This window comes from Pseudomonas sp. S5F11, assembly GCF_019641515.1.
Lineage (GTDB): Bacteria > Pseudomonadota > Gammaproteobacteria > Pseudomonadales > Pseudomonadaceae > Aquipseudomonas > Aquipseudomonas rhodesiae.
On sequence record NZ_JAIFJZ010000001.1, the window covers coordinates 5,826,255 to 5,845,211 of the forward strand.

Annotated in this window: 19 protein-coding genes; 9 read left to right on the forward strand and 10 right to left on the reverse strand. The window is 60.9% G+C overall.

Annotated elements, in window-relative coordinates:
• Position 1: 1 nt before the first annotated feature.
• From K1567_RS26515 to K1567_RS26555, 9 genes are all read left to right on the forward strand, one after another.
• Positions 2-2,464, forward strand: a complete 2,463-nt coding sequence (locus K1567_RS26515; protein ID WP_220699003.1) for an FtsX-like permease family protein — start codon at positions 2-4, stop codon at positions 2,462-2,464.
• The gene (locus K1567_RS26520; protein ID WP_220699004.1) at positions 2,454-3,518 is read left to right on the forward strand and encodes a lipocalin-like domain-containing protein; all 1,065 of its coding nucleotides are present in this window, start codon (positions 2,454-2,456) and stop codon (positions 3,516-3,518) included. The genes K1567_RS26515 and K1567_RS26520 overlap by 11 nt, the downstream gene beginning before the upstream one ends.
• 137 nt (positions 3,519-3,655) lie before the next feature.
• On the forward strand, positions 3,656-4,651 hold the full coding sequence (locus K1567_RS26525) for a hypothetical protein (RefSeq protein ID WP_034111025.1): 996 nt from the start codon (positions 3,656-3,658) through the stop codon (positions 4,649-4,651).
• A gap of 2 nt (positions 4,652-4,653) precedes the next feature.
• Positions 4,654-5,031: a hypothetical protein gene (locus K1567_RS26530; protein ID WP_034111024.1), complete on the forward strand. Its 378-nt coding sequence runs from the start codon at positions 4,654-4,656 to the stop codon at positions 5,029-5,031.
• A 2-nt stretch (positions 5,032-5,033) separates the two neighbouring features.
• Positions 5,034-5,411 (forward strand): hypothetical protein, encoded by a 378-nt coding sequence (locus K1567_RS26535; RefSeq protein WP_047882636.1) that lies wholly within the window; start codon positions 5,034-5,036, stop codon positions 5,409-5,411.
• A 567-nt stretch (positions 5,412-5,978) separates the two neighbouring features.
• Complete coding sequence (locus K1567_RS26540) at positions 5,979-6,365, forward strand: hypothetical protein (protein ID WP_034115644.1); 387 nt, start codon at positions 5,979-5,981, stop codon at positions 6,363-6,365.
• Positions 6,366-6,555: 190 nt separating this feature from the next.
• Positions 6,556-6,933, forward strand: coding sequence for a hypothetical protein (locus K1567_RS26545; RefSeq protein WP_047882612.1), 378 nt, complete (start codon positions 6,556-6,558; stop codon positions 6,931-6,933).
• Between the two features lie 2 nt (positions 6,934-6,935).
• Positions 6,936-7,313 carry a hypothetical protein gene (locus K1567_RS26550; RefSeq protein ID WP_034111018.1) on the forward strand — a complete coding sequence of 126 codons (378 nt, stop codon included), beginning with the start codon at positions 6,936-6,938 and terminating at the stop codon, positions 7,311-7,313.
• Positions 7,314-7,429: 116 nt separating this feature from the next.
• Entirely contained in the window at positions 7,430-8,872 is a 1,443-nt protein-coding gene (locus tag K1567_RS26555) for a hypothetical protein (RefSeq protein ID WP_034098972.1), read from the forward strand.
• Positions 8,873-8,943: 71 nt separating this feature from the next.
• Here the strand turns inward: K1567_RS26555 and K1567_RS26560 are convergent, their stop codons facing one another.
• From K1567_RS26560 to K1567_RS26605, 10 genes are all read right to left on the reverse strand, one after another.
• The gene (locus tag K1567_RS26560; RefSeq protein ID WP_034111016.1) at positions 8,944-9,807 is read right to left on the reverse strand and encodes a LysR family transcriptional regulator; all 864 of its coding nucleotides are present in this window, start codon (positions 9,805-9,807) and stop codon (positions 8,944-8,946) included.
• 94 nt (positions 9,808-9,901) lie between these two features.
• On the reverse strand, positions 9,902-11,305 hold the full coding sequence (locus K1567_RS26565; protein ID WP_169868518.1) for an amidase: 1,404 nt from the start codon (positions 11,303-11,305) through the stop codon (positions 9,902-9,904).
• On the reverse strand, positions 11,298-12,569 hold the full coding sequence (locus K1567_RS26570; protein ID WP_169868517.1) for a Zn-dependent hydrolase: 1,272 nt from the start codon (positions 12,567-12,569) through the stop codon (positions 11,298-11,300). Before K1567_RS26570 ends, K1567_RS26565 begins: the two co-directional genes overlap by 8 nt.
• Before the next feature lie 13 nt (positions 12,570-12,582).
• Positions 12,583-13,278: an ABC transporter ATP-binding protein gene (locus K1567_RS26575; RefSeq protein ID WP_169868516.1), complete on the reverse strand. Its 696-nt coding sequence runs from the start codon at positions 13,276-13,278 to the stop codon at positions 12,583-12,585.
• Positions 13,278-14,027: an ABC transporter ATP-binding protein gene (locus tag K1567_RS26580; RefSeq protein WP_034137823.1), complete on the reverse strand. Its 750-nt coding sequence runs from the start codon at positions 14,025-14,027 to the stop codon at positions 13,278-13,280. Before K1567_RS26580 ends, K1567_RS26575 begins: the two co-directional genes overlap by 1 nt.
• Positions 14,024-15,034 carry a branched-chain amino acid ABC transporter permease gene (locus tag K1567_RS26585; protein WP_040268821.1) on the reverse strand — a complete coding sequence of 337 codons (1,011 nt, stop codon included), beginning with the start codon at positions 15,032-15,034 and terminating at the stop codon, positions 14,024-14,026. The genes K1567_RS26580 and K1567_RS26585 overlap by 4 nt, the downstream gene beginning before the upstream one ends.
• Position 15,035: 1 nt before the next feature.
• Positions 15,036-15,896 carry a branched-chain amino acid ABC transporter permease gene (locus K1567_RS26590; RefSeq protein WP_040268820.1) on the reverse strand — a complete coding sequence of 287 codons (861 nt, stop codon included), beginning with the start codon at positions 15,894-15,896 and terminating at the stop codon, positions 15,036-15,038.
• 59 nt (positions 15,897-15,955) lie between these two features.
• Positions 15,956-17,158, reverse strand: coding sequence for an ABC transporter substrate-binding protein (locus K1567_RS26595; protein ID WP_220699005.1), 1,203 nt, complete (start codon positions 17,156-17,158; stop codon positions 15,956-15,958).
• A gap of 152 nt (positions 17,159-17,310) precedes the next feature.
• Complete coding sequence (locus K1567_RS26600; protein WP_034137819.1) at positions 17,311-18,078, reverse strand: FadR/GntR family transcriptional regulator; 768 nt, start codon at positions 18,076-18,078, stop codon at positions 17,311-17,313.
• A gap of 107 nt (positions 18,079-18,185) precedes the next feature.
• The gene (locus tag K1567_RS26605) at positions 18,186-18,935 is read right to left on the reverse strand and encodes an alpha/beta fold hydrolase (protein WP_220699006.1); all 750 of its coding nucleotides are present in this window, start codon (positions 18,933-18,935) and stop codon (positions 18,186-18,188) included.
• Positions 18,936-18,957: the final 22 nt, after the last annotated feature.

Consider the following 18,957-nt stretch of genomic DNA (forward strand, 5'->3'; position numbering starts at 1 on the left):
GATGGCGGTGTTCTATTGGACGTTGCGCGCCTTGCTCAGCCATTGGCGACGCCATCCCGTGCAGTTTTTCAGCATGCTCACCGGCCTGTGGCTGGCCACCGCGTTATTGACCGGGGTGCAAGCCCTCAACAGCCAGGCGCGCGACAGCTACGCCCGCGCCAGCCAATTGATCGGCGGCGAACCCCAGGCCAGCCTCGCGATGCCGGACGGCGCCAGTTTTCCCCAGGCACTGTTTGCCCAGTTGCGCCGTGCCGGGTGGCCGGTGTCGCCGGTGGTGCAGGGCAGGGTGCAACTTCAAGGGCATGCAGACCTGCGCCTGCAATTGATGGGCATCGATCCGCTGTCGCTGCCGGGCAGTGGCGCGGTGGCGGGGCAGCGCTTGAGCCAGGCGCAGATGCTGGCGTTCTTCGCGCCGCCGGGCCGCACCTGGGTGGCCCCGCAAACCTTGCAGGCCCTCGGGCTGCAAGCGGGCGAGCAACCCTTGACGCTGAACGGGCAGCGCCTGCCGCCGTTGCAGGCCCAAGCGGACATGGCACCTGGGCTGTTGCTCACGGATATCGCTTTCGCCCAGCCGTTGCTGGGGATGCACGAGCGCTTGTCACGCCTGTTGCTGGACAACGCTTTCGCCGCCGACCGCCCCACGCCGCCCGCCGGGCTCCAACTCAAGCAGGGCGAGGACAACAACCTCGCGCGGCTGACCGACAGTTTTCACCTGAACCTCGACGCACTGGGCTTTTTGTCCTTCGTAGTCGGGCTGTTTATCGTGCATGCCGCCATCGGCCTGGCCCTGGAGCAGCGGCGTGGGTTACTGCGCACCTTGCGTGCCTGCGGCGTCAGCGCGCGTTGCCTGATCGTCGGCTTAGGGGTGGAGTTGGGTGCATTGGCGTTGCTCGGCGGCGTGCTCGGCGTGGCCAGCGGTTACCTGCTGGCCAGCCTGTTGCTGCCGGATGTGGCCGCCAGCCTGCGCGGTCTGTATGGCGCCGAAGTGCCGGGGCAATTGAGCCTGAACCCAGGCTGGTGGCTGGCCGGTTTGGGCGTTAGCCTGCTCGGCGCCTTGCTCGCCGGTGCCAGTAGCCTATGGCGTGCGGCGCGCCTGCCGTTGCTGGCGTTGGCCAATGCCCAGGCCTGGCACGAGGCCCACGGGCGCTGGTTGCGGCGTCAAGGCTATGTGGCCGCCTTCGCGCTGCTGGTGGCCCTGTTGGCGCTGTGGCGCGGCGATAGCCTGGCCGCCGGCTTTGTGTTGATGGCCGCGTTGCTGCTGGGCGCCGCCCTGGGTTTGCCGGTGTTGCTTAACGGCTTGCTCAAAGCAGTGCTGGGCCGCAGTCGCTCGGTGCTCGGCCAATGGTTTCTCGCCGATTGCCGTCAGCAACTGCCGGCCCTGAGCTTGGCGCTGATGGCGGTGCTGTTGGCGCTGGCCGCCAATATCGGTGCCGGTTCCATGACCTCGGGCTTTCGCCATACATTCAATCATTGGCTGGAACAACGCCTGACCGCCGAGCTGTACCTCAACCCCCAAAGCCCGGCCCAGGCCGAGCAACTGGGCACCTGGCTGGCGCAGCAACCACGGGTGCGTGCGGTACTGCCCACCTGGCAGGTGGCGGTGCAGGTGCAAGGCTGGCCGGCGGACCTGTCAGGGGTGGTCGACGATCCCACCTATCGGCAGCACTGGCCGTTGCTGGAAGCGGCGCGCGCGCCTTGGGACCAATTGCGTGACGGCGACAGCGTGATGCTCAGCGAGCAACTGGCGCGCCGCCTTTCCGTCAGCGTGGGCGACACGCTGAACCTGTCAACGCCGCAGGGGCCGTGGACGCCGAAGGTGGTGGGCATCTACGCCGACTACGGCAACCCCAAGGGCCATCTGCTGATCAATGCCACCCACTTGCTCAGCCACTGGCCGGGCCTGTCGCCGTCGCGTTTCAACCTGCGGGTCGCGCCGTCCGATGTGCCGGCGCTGATCCGTGACCTGCAACGGGTGTTTGCCCTGGAGGACAGCCGCATCATCGATCAGCAGCAACTCAAGGGCTGGTCGAGCCAGGTGTTCGAGCGCACCTTCGCCGCCACCGCCGCGCTCAATAGCCTGACCCTTGGCGTGGCGGGCGTGGCGTTGTTCATCAGCTTGCTGACCCAGAGCCAGAGCCGCCTCGGTCAACTCGCACCGTTGTGGGCGCTGGGGGTGACGCGGCGACAATTGATGCTGCTCAACCTCGGCCAGACCTGGCTGCTGGCGGTGCTCACCTTGTGCCTGGCGCTGCCGCTGGGGCTGCTGTTGGCGTGGTGCCTGGACGCGGTGATCAATGTGCAGGCGTTCGGCTGGCGCCTGCCGTTGCAGGTGTTCCCATGGCAATTGGCGCAATTGCTGGGCTTGGCACTGCTGGCCACGTTGCTGGCTTCGGCCTGGCCGCTGTGGCAGTTGTATCGCAGCCGTCCGGCGGACTTGTTGAGGACATTTGCCCATGAAGGTTAGGTCGTTGTGTTGGGCTGTGCTGTGGCTGCTGGCGGCCTGCGATAAAGCCCCTGCGCCCGCGGAAAGCTTCGCCGGCCTTGGCAGCGATGCGGCGGACTTTGCCCAAGTGGTGCCCGGTAAAGTCTTCAGCTTTCCCGAAGACCATGGCCCCCACGCGGGGTATCGCATCGAATGGTGGTACGTCACCGCCAATCTCAAGGATGCCCAGGGCAATCAGTTCGGTGTGCAGTGGACATTGTTTCGCAACGCCCTGAAGGCCGGGCCCGCCCGACCGGGCTGGCACGACTCCACCCTGTGGCTCGGACATGCAGCCGTCACATCCGCCACCCGCCACTACGCCGCCGAACGCTTTGCCCGTGGCGGCGTGGGCCAGGCCGGGGCGCAAGCGGCGCCGTTCAATGCCTGGATCGATGACTGGAATTTCGCCAGCCGCCCCGGTGCCACCCGCGCATTGACCGACATGCAACTCAAGGCCCACGGCGCGCAATTTGCCTACGACCTGCGCCTGACCTCCCAGCGCCCGCTGGTGTTACAGGGCGACAACGGCTACAGCCGCAAATCCGATCAGGGCCAGGCGTCGTATTACTACAGCCAGCCATTTTTTAGCGCCGAGGGCAGCGTAAGCATTGATGGCAAGACCTATCAGGTCAGCGGCCCCGCCTGGCTCGACCGCGAATGGAGCAGCCAACCGCTGAGCGCCAGCCAGAGCGGCTGGGACTGGTTCTCCCTGCACCTGGATCGCGGCGCACAACTGATGCTGTTCCGGGTGCGGCAAACCGACGGTGCGCCCTACCTGACCGGCACCTGGATCGACCGCGAAGGCCATACCCAGACCCTGCACAATGGCGATATCCAACTGACGCCGTTGGACACTACCGCCATCGATGGGCGCCAGATACCGACGCGCTGGTCGCTGAAGATCCCCAGCAAACAGCTGGACATCACCACCGAGGCGCTTAACCCGAACGCCTGGATGAACCTGAGTATTCCGTACTGGGAAGGCCCGGTGCGCTTTGACGGTGGGGTGGGTTACTTGGAGATGACTGGCTATTAGGGGCGTTTCCGTAGGCGCTATTTCCTCACCCAGTAGGCAACTTCCCAAATGCGCTTTACCCCACCTGCGCTTGTGTCCGGGGCGTAGGCGCTTGCTTATATTTCCACGCCATCTTCTTTGCATCCCGGATGTAGGGCATGGCGCAGAGCTATATCAACGACCGCACCACGGACTACCACAGCTTGAAATCCCGCCTGATGGGCAGCGCCCCGACCCGACAACGTTCCGAACATTTTGATGTGTTGAACCGACACCTGCGCCCCGGCCTGGTCACGCCGGGGCAGTTGGTGATTATTCCCGATCCCCACAGCGTGAGTTGTTCCGGCGAGGAAGCCTGGTTGATGCGGCATGCCGAAGTAGTGCGACGCAACCTGGACATGAACTCATCCACCGGCAAGGCCTTGATCGGCAACTATGACTTGTTACAAAGCTTTATGGCATACAGCTCCATAGGCATCGGCAGCGCCACAGCGGCCTGGGCGCGGCATCTTAATGACGTGGCGCAGACCTTGGAAGAAATCGAGCAGTTGCATCAGCGCTTGAAAGACGGTGCATTGGACCGCGATGCCTTTATCCAACAGCGCCAGACCCTGTTCCGCCGCCTGGACCTGCAACTGCAAGGCGCGGCACGTTTTGGCACAGGGCTGCAGGGGCATGAATCGTTGAAAAAGGTGCTGGGAATATCGACCAAAAGCTATCTGCATAAAGGTGAGATCGCCGGGTATGCACAGCGGATTCGGGAGACCGCGCAAATGTCGAAGTGGTTGGGCAAGGGGACCTATCTGGGCGTGGCGCTGGATGTGGGCGTGGCGGGGTTGGAGATCAAGGAGGCGTGTGTGACGGGGCGAGAGGCGCAGTGCAGGAAGGCGAAGTATGTGGAGACGGGGAGGTTGGTGGGGGCGGTGTCGGGGGCGGCTGGAGCTGCAAGTTTCGGCGCTAAATTAAGTCGGCGTGCATGCAACATCTTTTTAGGTATTGCGGCTAAAGGACGTGGTGAACTCATCTGTAGTGTTATCGGAGGTGCTGCGGGTGGTTATGAGGGCGGCAATATACTTGGCGATAGCGGAGCGTTTCTGGGGGGAAAGATACTGGAGGTCAACGGGAGCCTGATATTCGAGCCAGAGGGGGTTTAACCATGTCGTTTTTTGTCGCCTTCACTGTAGTGAATTTTATTGGAGTATTAGTCCTCTTGGGACTGATGCTTTTTGTCGAATATACAAAACTCGACGAGCTGGAAAGTTACTTCAGCGAAAACGAGAAGGTCCTTAGATATAAACGTTTTTGGAAAAGAAATCAGCGAATTGACCGTTTTCATCGCATGGGGTTGATGATCGATATTCTGTCAACGCCTAAGGCTTTCCTGAAAGCCAGCCTCGTGACTGAGGCTGAGTTGGCATCTGTCCCTTTAGCGCTTAAACGATGGGCATTATGGCCATATTGTGTTTCTTATATTTGGATTGTCACTGCCGGCATTTGGTACGTCTGGTTCAATTGGTGGTCGGAGTGGACTTGACTGTGGATTTTTTTCTTGTCTACACCATTGTTGTGTTTGTTGGGACGTTTATCGTTCTGGGACTGATACTTTATGCCGAATATACAAAACTCGACGAGCTGGAAAGTTATTTCAGTGAAAACGAGAAGGTTTGTAGACATAAACGTTTTTGGAAAAGAAATCAGCGAATGGACCGTTTTCATCGCATGGGGTTGATGATCGACATCCTGTCAACGCCCAAGGCTTTTCTGAAAGCCGGTCTTGTGACTGAGGCGGAACTGGCATCTGTTCCTTTAGCGCTTAAACGATGGGCGTTGTGGCCTTATCGTGTTGCTTGCGTTTGGTTTGTCGCATCCTGCGTTTGGTATATCTGGTTTCATGGGTGGTCAGAGTGGATTTGACTGTGGATTTTTTCTTGTCTACATCACTCTGTTGATAGTTTTTACTTTCGTCATGTTAGGACTGATGTTATTTGCCGAACATAGAAAGCTGGAAGAGCTGGAGAGTTATTTCAGTAAGAACAAAATGGTTCTTGAGCACAAACGTAAATGGGGCGTAACCAGAGACTCGCCAGATTTCATCGCATGGGTTTGATGATCGATATCCTCTCAATGCCAAAGTGCTATGTGAAAGAAGGACTTGTGACCGAGGCCGAGTTGGCCTGCGTTCCATTATCTCTCAAACGCTGGGCTCTATGGCCCTATCGCTTGTGCCACATTTGGGCTCTTGCATTGCTCGTTGGAGCTGTCTGGCGCAGTTGGTACGATATCGAAATCTGAAATGTCTTACATAACTTTCAAAAAATACTGTACATCCACATTTGGGCGCTTCGATGAGGGGACAAGGGGTGCTGGCGTGCGCAGATATTGGCGGCGCTGCGGGTGGGCAGGCGGTAGGCTTGCATTACTGAGTGGAAAGATCCTGGAGGTTAACGGTGATTTGATCTTCGAGCCAGAGGGGGCTTAAGCGTGTCGTTTTTTCTTGCCTTCACCATTGTGCATTTTGTTGGGGCGTTTGTTGTTTTGGGACTGGCGCTGTTTGCCGAATATACAAAACTCGACGAAGTGGAAAGTTATTTCACTCATAACGAAAGGGTCCGCGCCAATAAGCGATTCTGGAGAAAAAATCATTGGATCGACAGGCAATACCGCATGTTGTTGATGTTTGATTTACTGTCTGACTCAGCACGCTATGTGAAAGCAGGTGTCGTGACCGAAGCCGAACTGGTGTCTGTGCCGTTAGCGCTCAAGCGTTGGGTGTTGTGGCCCTATTACCTTGGCCTCATTTGGGTTATCGGCACCGTCGCTTGGTCCGTTTGGCGTAGATGGTGCGGCGTCGAAATGGCGCTAAATTAAGTCGGTGTGCATGCAACATCTTTTTAGATATTGCGGCTAAAGGGCGTGGTGAACTGATCTGTAGTGTTATCGGAGGTGCTGCGGGTGGATATGAGGGCGGTAATTTGTTCGGCGATGGCGGGGCGTTTCTGGGTGGGCAGATCCTGGAAGTTAATGGTGATTTGATATTCCAGCCAGAGGGCGCATAGCCATGGATCTTTTTCTTGCTTACACCATCGTGTGGTTTGGTGGGATGCTTGTTATTTTGGGACTGATGCTTTATGCCGAATATACAAAACTCGACGAACTGGAAAGTTATTTCAGTGAAAACGAGAAAGTTTGTAGACATAAACGTTTTTGGAAAAGAAAACAGCGAATTGACCGTTTTCATCGCATGGGGTTGATGATCGATATTCTGTCAACGCCCAACGCTTTTCTGAAAGCCGGTCTTGTGACTGAGGCGGAACTGGCATCTGTTCCTTTAGCGCTTAAACGATGGGCGTTGTGGCCTTATCGTGTTGCTTGCGTTTGGTTTGTCGCATCCTGCGTTTGGTATATCTGGTTTCATGGGTGGCCAGAGTGGATTTGACTGTGGATTTTTTTCTCGTCTACATCACTCTATTGATAGTTTTTACTTTCGTCATCTTAGGACTGATGTTATTTGCCGAACATAGAAAGCTGGAAGAGCTGGAGAGTTATTTCAGTAAGAACAAAATGGTTCTTGAACACAAACGTAAATGGGGGCGTAACCAGAGACTCGCCAGATTTCATCGCATGGGTTTGATGATCGATATCCTCTCAATGCCAAAGTGCCATGTGAAAGAAGGACTTGTGACCGAGGCTGAGTTGGGCTGCGTTCCGTTAGCTCTCAAACGCTGGGCTCTATGGCCCTATCGCCTGTGTCACATTTGGGCTCTCGCATTGATCATCGGGGCTGTCTGGCGTAGATGGGGCGGCATTGAAATCTGAAGTCTCCCACATTTTTTTCAAAAAACACTGTACATCTATACAGTAAAGTCCTACAGTCCATCCCAGGTGACCGGATGTCACCTGACCTTCAGTTTTTAACTATGGATGGATAAAAAATGAAATCGAAAAAAGCCTTTATGCTCGGCGCGGCCATGGCTGCCTCCTGCTTTGTTTCGGCCTTTGCGCTGGCGGAGCAAACCCCTCAGAAACTCAGTGCCCAGGCCGTCCGGCAGGCGGTCGACAAGGCGCTCAAGCCCGGCGGCAAGTTGGATGGGGCGAAGGTTTCGGCCTCGCTCAAGCAAAAACTCAAGGCCGCCAAGACCGGCCAGTCCAAGGCGCTGACCCAGGCGGTGAAAACCGCACCGTTCGACACCGTGGTCGGTGAACTGAAAAAACCGGCGCAGGCCCAATTGAGCGCCGCTGCCATTGCTGCGTTCGAGCCGTTGTTCCCCACGCTGGATATCAACACGCTCTACAGCGTGGACGGGGTGCAGACCGGCAACGAGTTCGCCTACCACTTCAACCTGCCGCAGAATGCGCGCATCCAAGTGCAACTGGTCAACCAGAGCGCCGGCACCGACATGTCGCTGAACCTGTTCCTCGACGACGGCCAGGGCAACCTGAGCCTGGTCGGCTCTTCGGATGCCGCCGGCAACGCCGATGAATACCTCAATGGCGTGCTGCCGGCGGGGGATTATTACTGGTACATGGTGGCCAACGCCGCCAGCAACGGGCAGTTCAGCTTTGGCGTTGCCGTAGACACCAATATCGATGCCTACGAACCCAACGACACGCCGCAAACCGCCTTCGTGCTGCCGGACTCGATGAACAAAGTCAGCGGTAACCTCGACAACGCCAACGATGTCGATTACTTCGACTTCAAGGCCGTGCGCGGCCAGAGCGTGAGTATGTACCTGGCCGGTGATGAAACCGGCAGTCGCAACCAGTGGATCTTCGACCGTTTCGACGGGGTCAATTGGGTCACGGTGCCGGCCGGTTCGACGTCGACCTACCCCAGCGTAGCGCCGGGCACCACGGTCAAAGTGCGCGTACGGGCCAACCCGAACGTGGCGCAGGATGCGACCAAGCAGTACCAGCTGAGCCTGGGCTCCACGCCGCGCCTCAATAACCACGATGTGAAGGGTGACAACATCGTTCGTGTGCCGGTATCGGAAATGCCACTGGCCACGCAAACCGCGCGGGTTTTGAACTGGAGCACGCAATGGTCCGACTCCACCGGAGCGCCGTTGCTGGGTGTCACGCCGGTGCTGCGCGTGGACAACCACTTCATCGACTTCGACTACCGCTGGGTCGACTATCCGGCCACCACCAACAGCGCAGGTGCGACCTCGGCCACGGCAAATATCGGCAGCTGCTTCGGCGATTACCATACGGTCATCAACGACAGCAGCACCGGTGTGCCGTACAAGTGGGACACCACCTACAACCAGGGCGGCTGGCGCATCGAGCTGGCTGAGTTTCCGGGGGTAGGCGTCGGTGGTGACAATGTGCAGTACGTCAGCCTGGGGCATATCTGCACCCAGACCATCGTGCATTGATCGTGACGCGTCAGTGAAAAAGGGGGCAGCCTGCACAGGCTGCCCCCTTTTTTGCGGCAATGGCTGATGGCTTAACTCAATGGATCCCAGCGCTGTGACCAATCCCCTTCGGCCTTGACCACCCCGCGCAACAGTTCCAGCGCCTGCTGCAACACCGCCGAATCCCGCGCCCGTGCGTACACCAGGTACGTCGGAAAGCTGAATTCGGGCGCTTTGGCTACGCGCCGCATCACGCCGCTGTCCAGGTAGCTTTGCACCACTCGCGTGCGGAAGTACCCGGCGCCGCCGTTCTCCAGGATGTATTGCAGTGCCAGCGGGCCGAGGTTGAAACTCACGGCGGCGCGGGCCCGGTCGGGCAGGGCGGCGTCATGCTGCTGGCGAAACCCCGGGCCCCAATCGATATAGACGTAGGGCTCGGGCTTGCTCGCCAATTGCACCAGGATCAGTTTTTCCTCCAACACCTGCTCCACCTGCAACCCCGGCCAGTAGTGCGGCTGGAACACCAGCGCGGCGTCGAGCACGCCCAATTCCAGTTGACGCAACAGATAGTCGCCCTCGCGGATTTCCGTACGCAGGGCATGACCGGGGATGTGTTCGCGCAGGGCTTGGGCCCAGCCGAGCATCAGCGGGTTGCACAGGCTCACCTCGCCGCCGATATGCAGCACATTGCGATAGCCATCGGGCAACGGCAGGTCGCGGCGCGCGGCTTCCCAGGTTTGCAGCAATTGATTGGCGTACACCACAAACGCCTCGCCATCGGCGGTCAGTCGTGCCCCGGCCCGGTTGCGCACGAACAGCGTGCAGCCCAGCTGGTTCTCCAGGTTTTTCACGCGGGCGGTGATGGCGGTCTGGGTAACGTGCAGTTTCTCTGCCGCCGCGGCCAGGCTGCCGCAGCGTGTGATTTCGAGGAAGGTGCGTGCCAGTTCGATGTCCATGAAGCCCCCGCGAATGAATGGGGCATTGTAGAGGCAGGGAATTGAAATGCGATCAGAAAATGTGGGAAGGGATAAGCCCAACCCACATTTTGTTCTACGGTGTCGAGTCCTTCGGCGCCCGCAAGTGCTGGGTAGGAAACGCGTCGGCATAGGCCCGACACACCCGCAACACCTTCTCATCGGCAAATCGCGCCGCCACCACATGCAACCCCACCGGCAAGCCATTGGCCAAGCCACAGGGTACCGATGCCGCCGGTTGCTGGGTGAGGTTGAAGGGGTAGGTAAACGGCGTCCATTGCGTCCATTCGTCCAGCCCCGAGCCTGGCGGTACGTTGTGCCCGGCGGCAAATGCGGTGATCGGCAGCATCGGCGAGACCAGCACGTCGTAATGCTCATGGAACGCCGCCATACGTGCCACCAACGCTGCGCGCGCTTCCAGGGCGGTGTTGAAATCATTCAGGCTCAAGCGTTCGCCGCGTTGCGCGATGTGCAGCAGGCCAGGGTCCAGCAGGTGTTTTTGTGCCTCGCTCATCGAACCGGTCAAGCGCGCGGCGCCGGCCGCCCACAGGGTGCTGAACAGGTCCAGCGGGTCGCTGAAGCCGGGGTCGATCTGCTCGACATGGGCGCCCAACTGCACCAGGCCCTCAACCGCCCGTGCGACCACCTGGGCCACCTGCGGATCCACGTCGACGTAACCGAAGTTGGGGCTGTAAGCGATACGCAGACCCTTCAAGTCCAAGTGGTCGGATAACCACGGCGTGCTGCGTGGCGCGCCGATCAAACCATCCCGCGCATCCGGCCGTGCGACGGCTTGCAACATCAGCACGCTGTCTTCGACGGTGCGGGTCATCGGCCCCAGGTGCGACAGGATGGTCATGGAACTCGCCGGCCATTGCGGCACATAGCCGAAGGTCGGCTTGATGCCGAAGGTGCCGGTAAACGCGCAGGGAATGCGAATCGAGCCGCCCGCGTCGCTGCCCTGATGCAGCACACCGAGGTTCAATGCCGCCGCCGCGCCGGCGCCGCCGGACGAGCCGCCGGCGGTGGTGCGGGTGTCCCACGGGTTGCGGGTAATGCCGTATAGCGGGTTGTCGGTGACGCCTTTCCAGCCGAATTCCGGGGTGGTGGTCTTGCCCAGCAGCACCGCGCCGGCGTTGCGCATGAATGCCGAAAAGGGCGCATCGACATCCCATGGGCCGTCGGCGCAGGTGGTGCGTGAACCCTTGCGCGTCGGCATGCCGACGGTCAGCGTGAGGTCTTTGATCGACGCCGGTACGCCATCCAGCGCGCCGCACGGTTCACCCTTCAACCAACGTTGCTCCGAGGCCCGCGCGGCATTGAGCGCGCCTTCGGGGTCCACATGGCAGTACGCATTCACCACCGGGTTGTAACGTTCGATGCGCAGCAGCGCGTCTTCGGTGGCCTCCACCGGCGACAGGGTTTTGTCGCGGAACTGCTGCAGTAGCTGAACCGCTGTCAGCTGGCCGATCTCACTCATGGCGGCTCTCCTGGGCGGCGTTGAGCATGGCGCGCAGCAACACCGCGCAGCCTGCCGCCAGGTCGTCCGGGGCGGCGTTTTCGATTTCGTTGTGGCTGATACCGCCTTCGCACGGCACGAAGATCATGCCGGCCGGGCCCAGTTCGGCGACAAAGATCGCGTCGTGCCCGGCGCCGCTGACGATGTCCATATGGCTCAAGCCCAGCGCCTGTGCGCCGTCACGTACGGCATTGACGCAGGCCGGGTCGAAGTCCAGCGGCGGGAAGTCGGCGGTGGGTGTCAGTTCAACGCTGAGCCCGTGGCGGGCGGCGGTGGCGTCGATCACGCTGCGCACTTGTTCGACCATGGCTTGCAGCTTGTCGGCGTGCAGGTGGCGCAGGTCGAGGGTCATATGCACCTGGCCGGGGATCACGTTGCGCGAACCCGGATGCAGGCTCAGGCAACCTACCGTGCCGCAGGCGTGCGGCTGGTGTTGATGGGCGATGCGGTTGACCGCGCTGACCACTTCGGCGGCGCCCACCAGGGCGTCCTTGCGCAAGTGCATCGGCGTCGGACCGGCGTGGGCCTCGACACCGGTCAGGGTCAGGTCGAACCACTTCTGGCCCAGGCAACCCATCACCACGCCGATGGTAGTGGCGCGGTCTTCCAGCACCGGGCCTTGTTCGATATGCGCCTCGAAATACGCCCCCACCGCGTGGCCGGTGACGGCGCGAGAACCTGCATAGCCGATGCGTTGCAACTCGGCGCCCAACGACAGGCCCTGTTCGTCCTGTTTGTGCAGGGTGTCCTGCAAGTCGAATTTCCCGGCGAACACCCCGGAGCCCATCATGCACGGCGCAAAGCGCGAACCTTCTTCGTTGGTCCACACCACCACTTCAATCGGTGCTTGGGTTTCAATCTTCAAATCATTGAGGGTGCGGATCACTTCCAGACCGGCCATTACGCCGTAGCAGCCATCGAACTTGCCGCCGGTGGGCTGGGTGTCGATATGGCTGCCGGTCATTACCGGCGCCAGGTCCGGATTGCGACCGGGGCGGCGGGCGAAAATGTTGCCGATACCGTCGACGGTCACGCTGCACCCGGCGTCTTCGCACCACTGCACGAACAGGTCGCGGGCCTGGCGGTCGAGGTCGGTAAGGGCCAGGCGGCACACGCCGCCTTTGGCGGTGGCGCCGAGGCGAGCCAGGTCCATCAGCGACTGCCACAAGCGGTCGCGATCGATCAGCGGGGCATTGTTCTGGAGCGGTTGTGCAAAGCTGTTCATGGGCACTCTCCGGTCAGGCGCTCAGGGCCAAATAGCGGTTTTTGATGCTCGGGTCGGCGCGGAACGCTGCGGCGCTGCCCTCGTACACCACGCGCCCCTGTTCGAGCACGTAATGGCGGTCGGCGAGCTTGTCGCAGACCATCAGGTTCTGTTCCACCAGCAGTACCGGCAGGCCGTCGTCCTTGACCTTGCGCAGGATCTTTACCAACTCGTCGACAATCACCGGGGCCAAGCCTTCGGTGGGCTCGTCGAGGATCAGCAGCTTGGGGGCGTTAAGCAGGGCGCGGGCGATGGCGAGCATCTGCTGCTCGCCGCCGGACAACGCGTGGCCGGCGTTTTTGCGGCGCTCCTTGAGGCGCGGGAACATGGTGTACACGTCATCCAACTGCCAGCGACTGCTCTTGCGCACAGCGATGCGCAAATTTTCTTCGACGCTGAGCAGGCGGAAAATCCCACGGTTCTCCGGCACCAGCGCCAGGCCCTGGCGCGCGATTTCAAAGATTTTCTGCCCCACCAGCGCCTGGCCGTTGAAGTGGATCTGGCCCTGGCGCGGGCAAATGATGCCGAGGATGCTGCGCAGCGTGGTGGTCTTGCCCGCACCGTTGCGGCCCAGCAGGGTCACCAGCTCGCCGGGGTTGACGGTCAACGACACGCCTTCGAGGACGTGGCTTTTGTCATAGTAGGAATGGATATTCTCGACAGTCAGCATCAGGCAGCCTCCCCCAGGTAAGCCGTACGCACACGTTCATCGGCGCGCACGAATTCCGGTGTGCCTTCCACTAGGATCTGCCCGTGGCTCATCACGGTGATGCGTTGGCTGATGGACATGACAATGCTCATGTTGTGTTCGATCAACAGCACCGTGTGGTCACGGCCAAGGTCGCTGATCAACTGGGTCATGATCGGGATGTCGTCGATGCCCATGCCCGAGGTGGGCTCATCGAGCATCAACAGTTTGGGTTTGGAGCAGATCGACATGCCCACCTCCAATACCCGTTGTTGGCCGTGGGACAACTCGCCGGCCAGGGTCTCGGCACGGGCGGTCAGTTGCAGGCGTTCCAGCACCTGATCGGCCATCTCTAGATGTTCGCGTTGGCTGTCCACCCGGCGCCAGAAATTCAGCGCGCGCGCACCGTCGCGGCCCTGGGCGGCCAGGCGCAGGTTTTCGCGCACGCTAAGGTTCTGGAACAGGCTGGTGAGTTGGAACGAGCGCGCCATGCCCAGGCCCACACGGCCGTGGGCCGGTTTGCGCATCAGGTTCTGGCCGTTGAAATGAATCGCCCCGGCCGTGGCCTGGCGTTCGCCGGTCAGGCAGTGGAACAGGCTGGTTTTGCCGGCGCCGTTGGGGCCGATGATGGTGTGGATGGTGCCGGCCTCGACCTTGAGGTTCACGCCGTTCACCGCTCGGAACGCGCCGTAGGCCAGTTCCAAATCTTGGGTTTCCAGCAAGATACTCATAGCCCTTCCTCCTTGATGACGGCAGCGGTTTTGCGAATGCCGCGCACCCGTTCGAACAGCCCGGCCAGGCCGCCCCACAAACCGCCGCGCATGAAGATCACCACCAGGATCAGGATCGCCCCCAGCAGCATCAGCCAGCGTGGCCACAGGTCGGACAAAAAATCCCCCAACAACACGATGGAGCCGGCACCTAGCAGCGAACCGAACAACGAGCCGGTGCCGCCGACGATGGTCATGATCAGGATGTTCTCGGACATCGCCAGGTCGATATTCGACAGCGGCACAAAGTGCAGCAGCATGGCGTACAGCGCGCCGGCGATGCCGGTGACCGCGCCGGACAGCACGAACACCAGGATCTTGAAGTGCCGCGTGTCGTAGCCGATGGCCGAGGCGCGGGTTTCGTTTTCACGGATCGCCATCAACGTGCTGCCGAATGGCGAAGCGATGACCCGGCGCGCACCGATAAATATCAGCAGGAACAGCACCGCGACAAACCCGTAGAACGCACGGGCATCGGCCAGGGACAGCAGCACGTTGTCGCCTACCCGAATCTCCGGGCGCGGCACGCTGAGCAAGCCGTTGTCGCCGCCGGTCCAGTCGCTCAAGGTGTAGGCCACGAAGTAAGCCATCTGGCTGAACGCCAGGGTTAGCATCACAAAGTAAATGCCGGTACGCCGAATCGCCAGGGCGCCCACCAGCAACGCCAGGAACCCGCCGGCCAGGGCCGCGCCGAGCAGCGCGGTGAACAGCCCCAGTTGCAGGTGGATCATCAGCAGCGCTGCGCAATAGGCGCCGGCGCCAAAGAAGATGCCTTGGCCGAACGACAACAGCCCGGTGTAGCCCAGCAACAGGTTGCAGGCCAGGGCGGCCATGGCGAAGATCAGAATCTCGGTAGCCAGGGTTGCCGAGGGCAGCACCAATGGCAGGCCGATCAGCACTGCCAGCACCCACAGCAGCATGGCGCGGGACTGGGTCTTGGCGAACGGCAGGGGGTTTTTCTCGCTCATGTCAGGCTCTCCCGAATAGGCCGTAAGGACGCACCAGAATCACCGCGGCCATGGCGCCGTAGATCATCAGGCTCGCGCCCTGGGGCCACAGTGTGGTCATCAGGCTTTGCACTACGCCCACCAGCAGGCCGCCGACCAGCGCGCCGCCGAACGAACCCATGCCGCCGATCACCACCACCACGAAGGCGATGCCGAGGATTTCCGGGCCGACAAAAGGCTGCGCGCCACGCAACGGCGCGAACAGCACGCCCGCGACGCCGGCAAGCGCCACGCCGAGGGCGAAGGTCATGGAGAACAGACGGAAGATATTGGTGCCCAGCAGCGATACGGTTTCGGTGCTTTCACTGCCGGCGCGCACCAGGGCGCCGAAGCGCGTGCGTTCCAGCAACAGCCACAGGCCCAGGCCGATCAGGGCGGAAAACCCGATCAGAAACAGGCGGTAGTAGGGATAGACAAAATCCCCCACCACCAGTACGCCGCGCAGCAACTCCGGTACGGCGACGCTTTTGCCCACCGGTCCCCAGATCATCACGCTGGCTTCCTGGATGATCAGCGCAATGCCCAGGGTCACCAGGATCTGGAACATGTGGGGCAGGTGATAAATCCGCTGGATCAACACGCGTTCGATCACCCAGGCCAAGGCGGCCACCACCAACGGCGCGAGCAGCAACGCCAGCCAGAAATTGCCGGTCAGGCTGACGGCCGTGTAGCAGATGTACGCCCCCAGCAGAAAGAACGCGCCATGGGCGAAGTTGACGAAGTTAAGCAGGCCGAAAATGATCGTCAGCCCGACCGCGATCAGGAAGTAGATCATTCCCAACCCCAGGCCATTGAGTATCTGGAACAGGTAAAGATTAAGCATGCAGAAACCCTCGGACAGGTGGCCGCCGGGGCGGCGCTGTCGCGTTTGACTGGTCAGGATCAGACGAGCGTGCAGCCCGTGGCGTCGACCGGCGGGAAGGATTGGCCGGCGCTGAGCACTTTGGCCAAGTCGTCCTTGTCGGCCATTTCGCTGGCGGCTTTGCCGATCAACAGGTAGTAATCCTTGATCACCTGATGGTCGCCGGCGCGGATCGATTCTTTACCGGTGGGGCCGTCGTAGCTCAGGCCCTGCATGGCCTTGGCAACCGTGGGCCCGTCGAAGCTGCCGGTGGCGACGATGGTGTCGAGCATGACCTTGGTGCTGATGTAGTCGGCGGCCAGCGGGTAGGTGGGGTTGATGCCGTACTTGGCCTGGGTCAGCTTGACCAGCTCGCGGTTGAGTGGGGTGTCCACCTGATGCCAGTACTGCGCGCCGAGGTACACGCCTTCCAATAGGTCGCTGCCCAGTTCCTGGAACTGGTCGAGCCCGGCGGACCACACCAGCAGCACCTTCATGCGCTCCTTGATCCCGAAGTTCACCGCCTGGCGCAGGGTGTTGGAGGACTGGCTGCCGAAATTCAGCAGCACCAGCACATCGGGCCGGGCGGCGATGGCGTTGGTCAGGTAACCGGAAAATTCCTGCTCCTGCAGCGAATGGAAGCTGTTGCCGACGTGCTCCAGGCCATTGTCCTTGAGCACGGTTTTCGCGCCTTCAAGCAGCGCTTCGCCGAACACGTATTGTGGCGTGATGGTGTACCAGCGCTTGGCCTCAGGCAGCAACTTGATCAGCGGCAGCAGGGTTTCGCGGATCGCACCGTAGGTGGGCACCGACCAGCGAAACGTGGCCTTGTTGCAGTCCTTGCCGGTAACTTCATCGGCGCCCACCGGAGTCATGAACACGCCACCGGCCTTGTCCACTTCCTTGGCTACCGCCAACGCCGAGGAAGACAAGGTGCAGCCCTGGAAGAACCGCGCACCGTCCTGCTGGATCGCCTCTTGCACCTTGCGTACCGCTTTGCCGGCATTGCCTTCGGTGTCGATAACCTTGTAGTTCAGCGGGCGACCGAGAATCTCGGCGTGCTGCTCCACCGCCAGGCGCGAGCCCATGTCGGCAAACTTGCCATAGCTGGCGAAAGCGCCGGACATGGACTTGAGGCCGTAAAAGGTAAAGGGCTCGGCGGCGAATGCCGAACGCACACTCAGCGGGAGGCTGAGGGCGGCGGCTGCGGTGAGGCTGGCTTTCAATAACGTACGACGCTGCATGGGGTGACTCCCTGGTTTAGTTATTGGCAGGAGCGGCAAGGGCGATACGGTGGAGCTGGGGCCTGTGGGCAGGCCTGTTATTTGGGGCGAGCATGGATAGTGTTCACGGTGGGGGAGAGGGCAAACCGCTCCCACCTTGAATCGACGTGTGCTTAAGAGTGATCGAACTCCAAAAGGAAGTGCGGGCTGACCTGGCCTTCCAGCGCGGCCATATGGTGCTCGGCGTCGCACATATGTTCGTGCATCAGGCTGCGCACGGCGTGTTCATCACCGGCGCGAAAGGCCACCAGCAGCTGTTTGTGATAATCCAGGTTGGCCGCGTCGAACTGCTTGCGCTTGGGCTTGTAGGCTTTTTTCAGCACCACCAGGTCGCGCAGCAGGTCGTTGAGAAATTGCGCCATAAAACTCAGCAACGGGTTAGGACAGGCCTTGGCCAGCAGGTTGTGAAACTCCAACTCCGCCAAGCGCTGTTCGCGTTGGCCGGCCTCGCTGTCTTCCGGTGCGCTGCAAAAATCCACGTTGTCCTGCAGGGCCTGGAAGTCGGCTTCGCTCAGGCGACCCAACACCGACACCGCCAGTTCCACCTCGATGACTTTGCGCAATTGGTACACCTGCTCGCCGTCCAAATGCTGGAAGTGCAGATAGTTGCGCAACGCACGGCTGGCCGGTTCGGTGCCCGCCTGGTTCAGGTACGCACCGCCGCTGGGGCCGGTGCGGGTGCTGACCAGGCCTTCGACCTCTAAGGCCTTGAGCGCTTCGCGGGCCGAGCCTTTCGAGCATTGGAAGCTCTCCATCAGCTCACGCTCAGTGGGCAGTCGATCACCCGGCTTCAAGGCATCGGTAACGATGGAGCGCTTGACCGACTCGACAATCACATCGGACAGCTTCTGGCGTTTGCGGCGTAGCGGGCGGCTTAGCATGGGTGCGATTTATCGTATTAATGCGGATAAATAGCACTTAATAACGATCCGACCGGAGCGTCAATGCGGGAGGTCGTTTTCGGCGGCAAAGGGTCGCAAACGGTGCGTTATTGCCAGTCGCCTATATCCAGGCAGCGCGTGAAGGGTGGCGGCTGCTTGCCATAGGCCAGAAAATCGCCGATCCAGCGGGTGACGCAAGCGCCGGCATCCGCCTTTGCCGGCTCCTTGAGACGCAGCTGTTCGACTTGCAGGGGGCCGCTGTGGTCGGGGTCGGCGTTGACCAGCACCATGCGCGCCACGCGTTCGGGGAACAGCGCGCTGTAGCGATTGCCCAGTCGCGTGGCTTCGGCGTTGCCCAGGTAATGCAGTTGGGCATCGCCGAGTTGGGCGCGTACGTATTCCATGTCGCGGGCGGCGTATTCGACGTCGTTGGGCTGGCGGATAGTGCGCGTGCTGAGTTCGATTACGTCATAGCGATCGAGCAGCGTGCGATAGGCCGGGGTGGTGTGGGTATTCCAGCGGCTGGCCAGTTGAATGGCGAAGGTGCCGCTGCTGTTCTTGCGCGCCGGTTCGCCGGCTTGGGTGAAGATCACGCCCTGACGGCTCAACGGCTCGCGGGCGCCAACACGGGTGACGGTCAGGCGCAGGATGCCCTGGCGGGGCGCTGCGTAGTTACGCGGTACCGATACGGTGCCGCACTGGGTGCGTTCCAGTACGTTGGGGTCGAGGCGTTCGTTAGCGGGCAGGGGGCAGTCCAGCAACCAATCGATGGCGGTCGGTTTGATCAACGGCTCGGCAAAGGCAAGGCCTGCCAGCAGCCAGAGGCAGCCGCAGGCCAAGTGTTTTACGACGGTCATCGAGAGGTCCAGGGCAGCTGTA

What these genes read in the sequence shown, in the direction of transcription:
- K1567_RS26580 (WP_034137823.1), bottom strand. Translation starts at nt 14,027, where the DNA reads ATGAGTATCTTGCTGGAAACCCAAGATTTGGAACTGGCCTACGGCGCG.
- K1567_RS26525 (WP_034111025.1), top strand. Translation starts at nt 3,656, where the DNA reads ATGGCGCAGAGCTATATCAACGACCGCACCACGGACTACCACAGCTTG.
- K1567_RS26590 (WP_040268820.1), bottom strand. Translation starts at nt 15,896, where the DNA reads ATGCTTAATCTTTACCTGTTCCAGATACTCAATGGCCTGGGGTTGGGA.
- K1567_RS26515 (WP_220699003.1), top strand. Translation starts at nt 2, where the DNA reads ATGGCGGTGTTCTATTGGACGTTGCGCGCCTTGCTCAGCCATTGGCGA.
- K1567_RS26600 (WP_034137819.1), bottom strand. Translation starts at nt 18,078, where the DNA reads ATGCTAAGCCGCCCGCTACGCCGCAAACGCCAGAAGCTGTCCGATGTG.
- K1567_RS26520 (WP_220699004.1), top strand. Translation starts at nt 2,454, where the DNA reads ATGAAGGTTAGGTCGTTGTGTTGGGCTGTGCTGTGGCTGCTGGCGGCC.
- K1567_RS26545 (WP_047882612.1), top strand. Translation starts at nt 6,556, where the DNA reads ATGGATCTTTTTCTTGCTTACACCATCGTGTGGTTTGGTGGGATGCTT.
- K1567_RS26560 (WP_034111016.1), bottom strand. Translation starts at nt 9,807, where the DNA reads ATGGACATCGAACTGGCACGCACCTTCCTCGAAATCACACGCTGCGGC.
- K1567_RS26555 (WP_034098972.1), top strand. Translation starts at nt 7,430, where the DNA reads ATGAAATCGAAAAAAGCCTTTATGCTCGGCGCGGCCATGGCTGCCTCC.
- K1567_RS26570 (WP_169868517.1), bottom strand. Translation starts at nt 12,569, where the DNA reads ATGAACAGCTTTGCACAACCGCTCCAGAACAATGCCCCGCTGATCGAT.
- K1567_RS26605 (WP_220699006.1), bottom strand. Translation starts at nt 18,935, where the DNA reads ATGACCGTCGTAAAACACTTGGCCTGCGGCTGCCTCTGGCTGCTGGCA.
- K1567_RS26565 (WP_169868518.1), bottom strand. Translation starts at nt 11,305, where the DNA reads ATGAGTGAGATCGGCCAGCTGACAGCGGTTCAGCTACTGCAGCAGTTC.
- K1567_RS26585 (WP_040268821.1), bottom strand. Translation starts at nt 15,034, where the DNA reads ATGAGCGAGAAAAACCCCCTGCCGTTCGCCAAGACCCAGTCCCGCGCC.
- K1567_RS26530 (WP_034111024.1), top strand. Translation starts at nt 4,654, where the DNA reads ATGTCGTTTTTTGTCGCCTTCACTGTAGTGAATTTTATTGGAGTATTA.
- K1567_RS26575 (WP_169868516.1), bottom strand. Translation starts at nt 13,278, where the DNA reads ATGCTGACTGTCGAGAATATCCATTCCTACTATGACAAAAGCCACGTC.
- K1567_RS26595 (WP_220699005.1), bottom strand. Translation starts at nt 17,158, where the DNA reads ATGCAGCGTCGTACGTTATTGAAAGCCAGCCTCACCGCAGCCGCCGCC.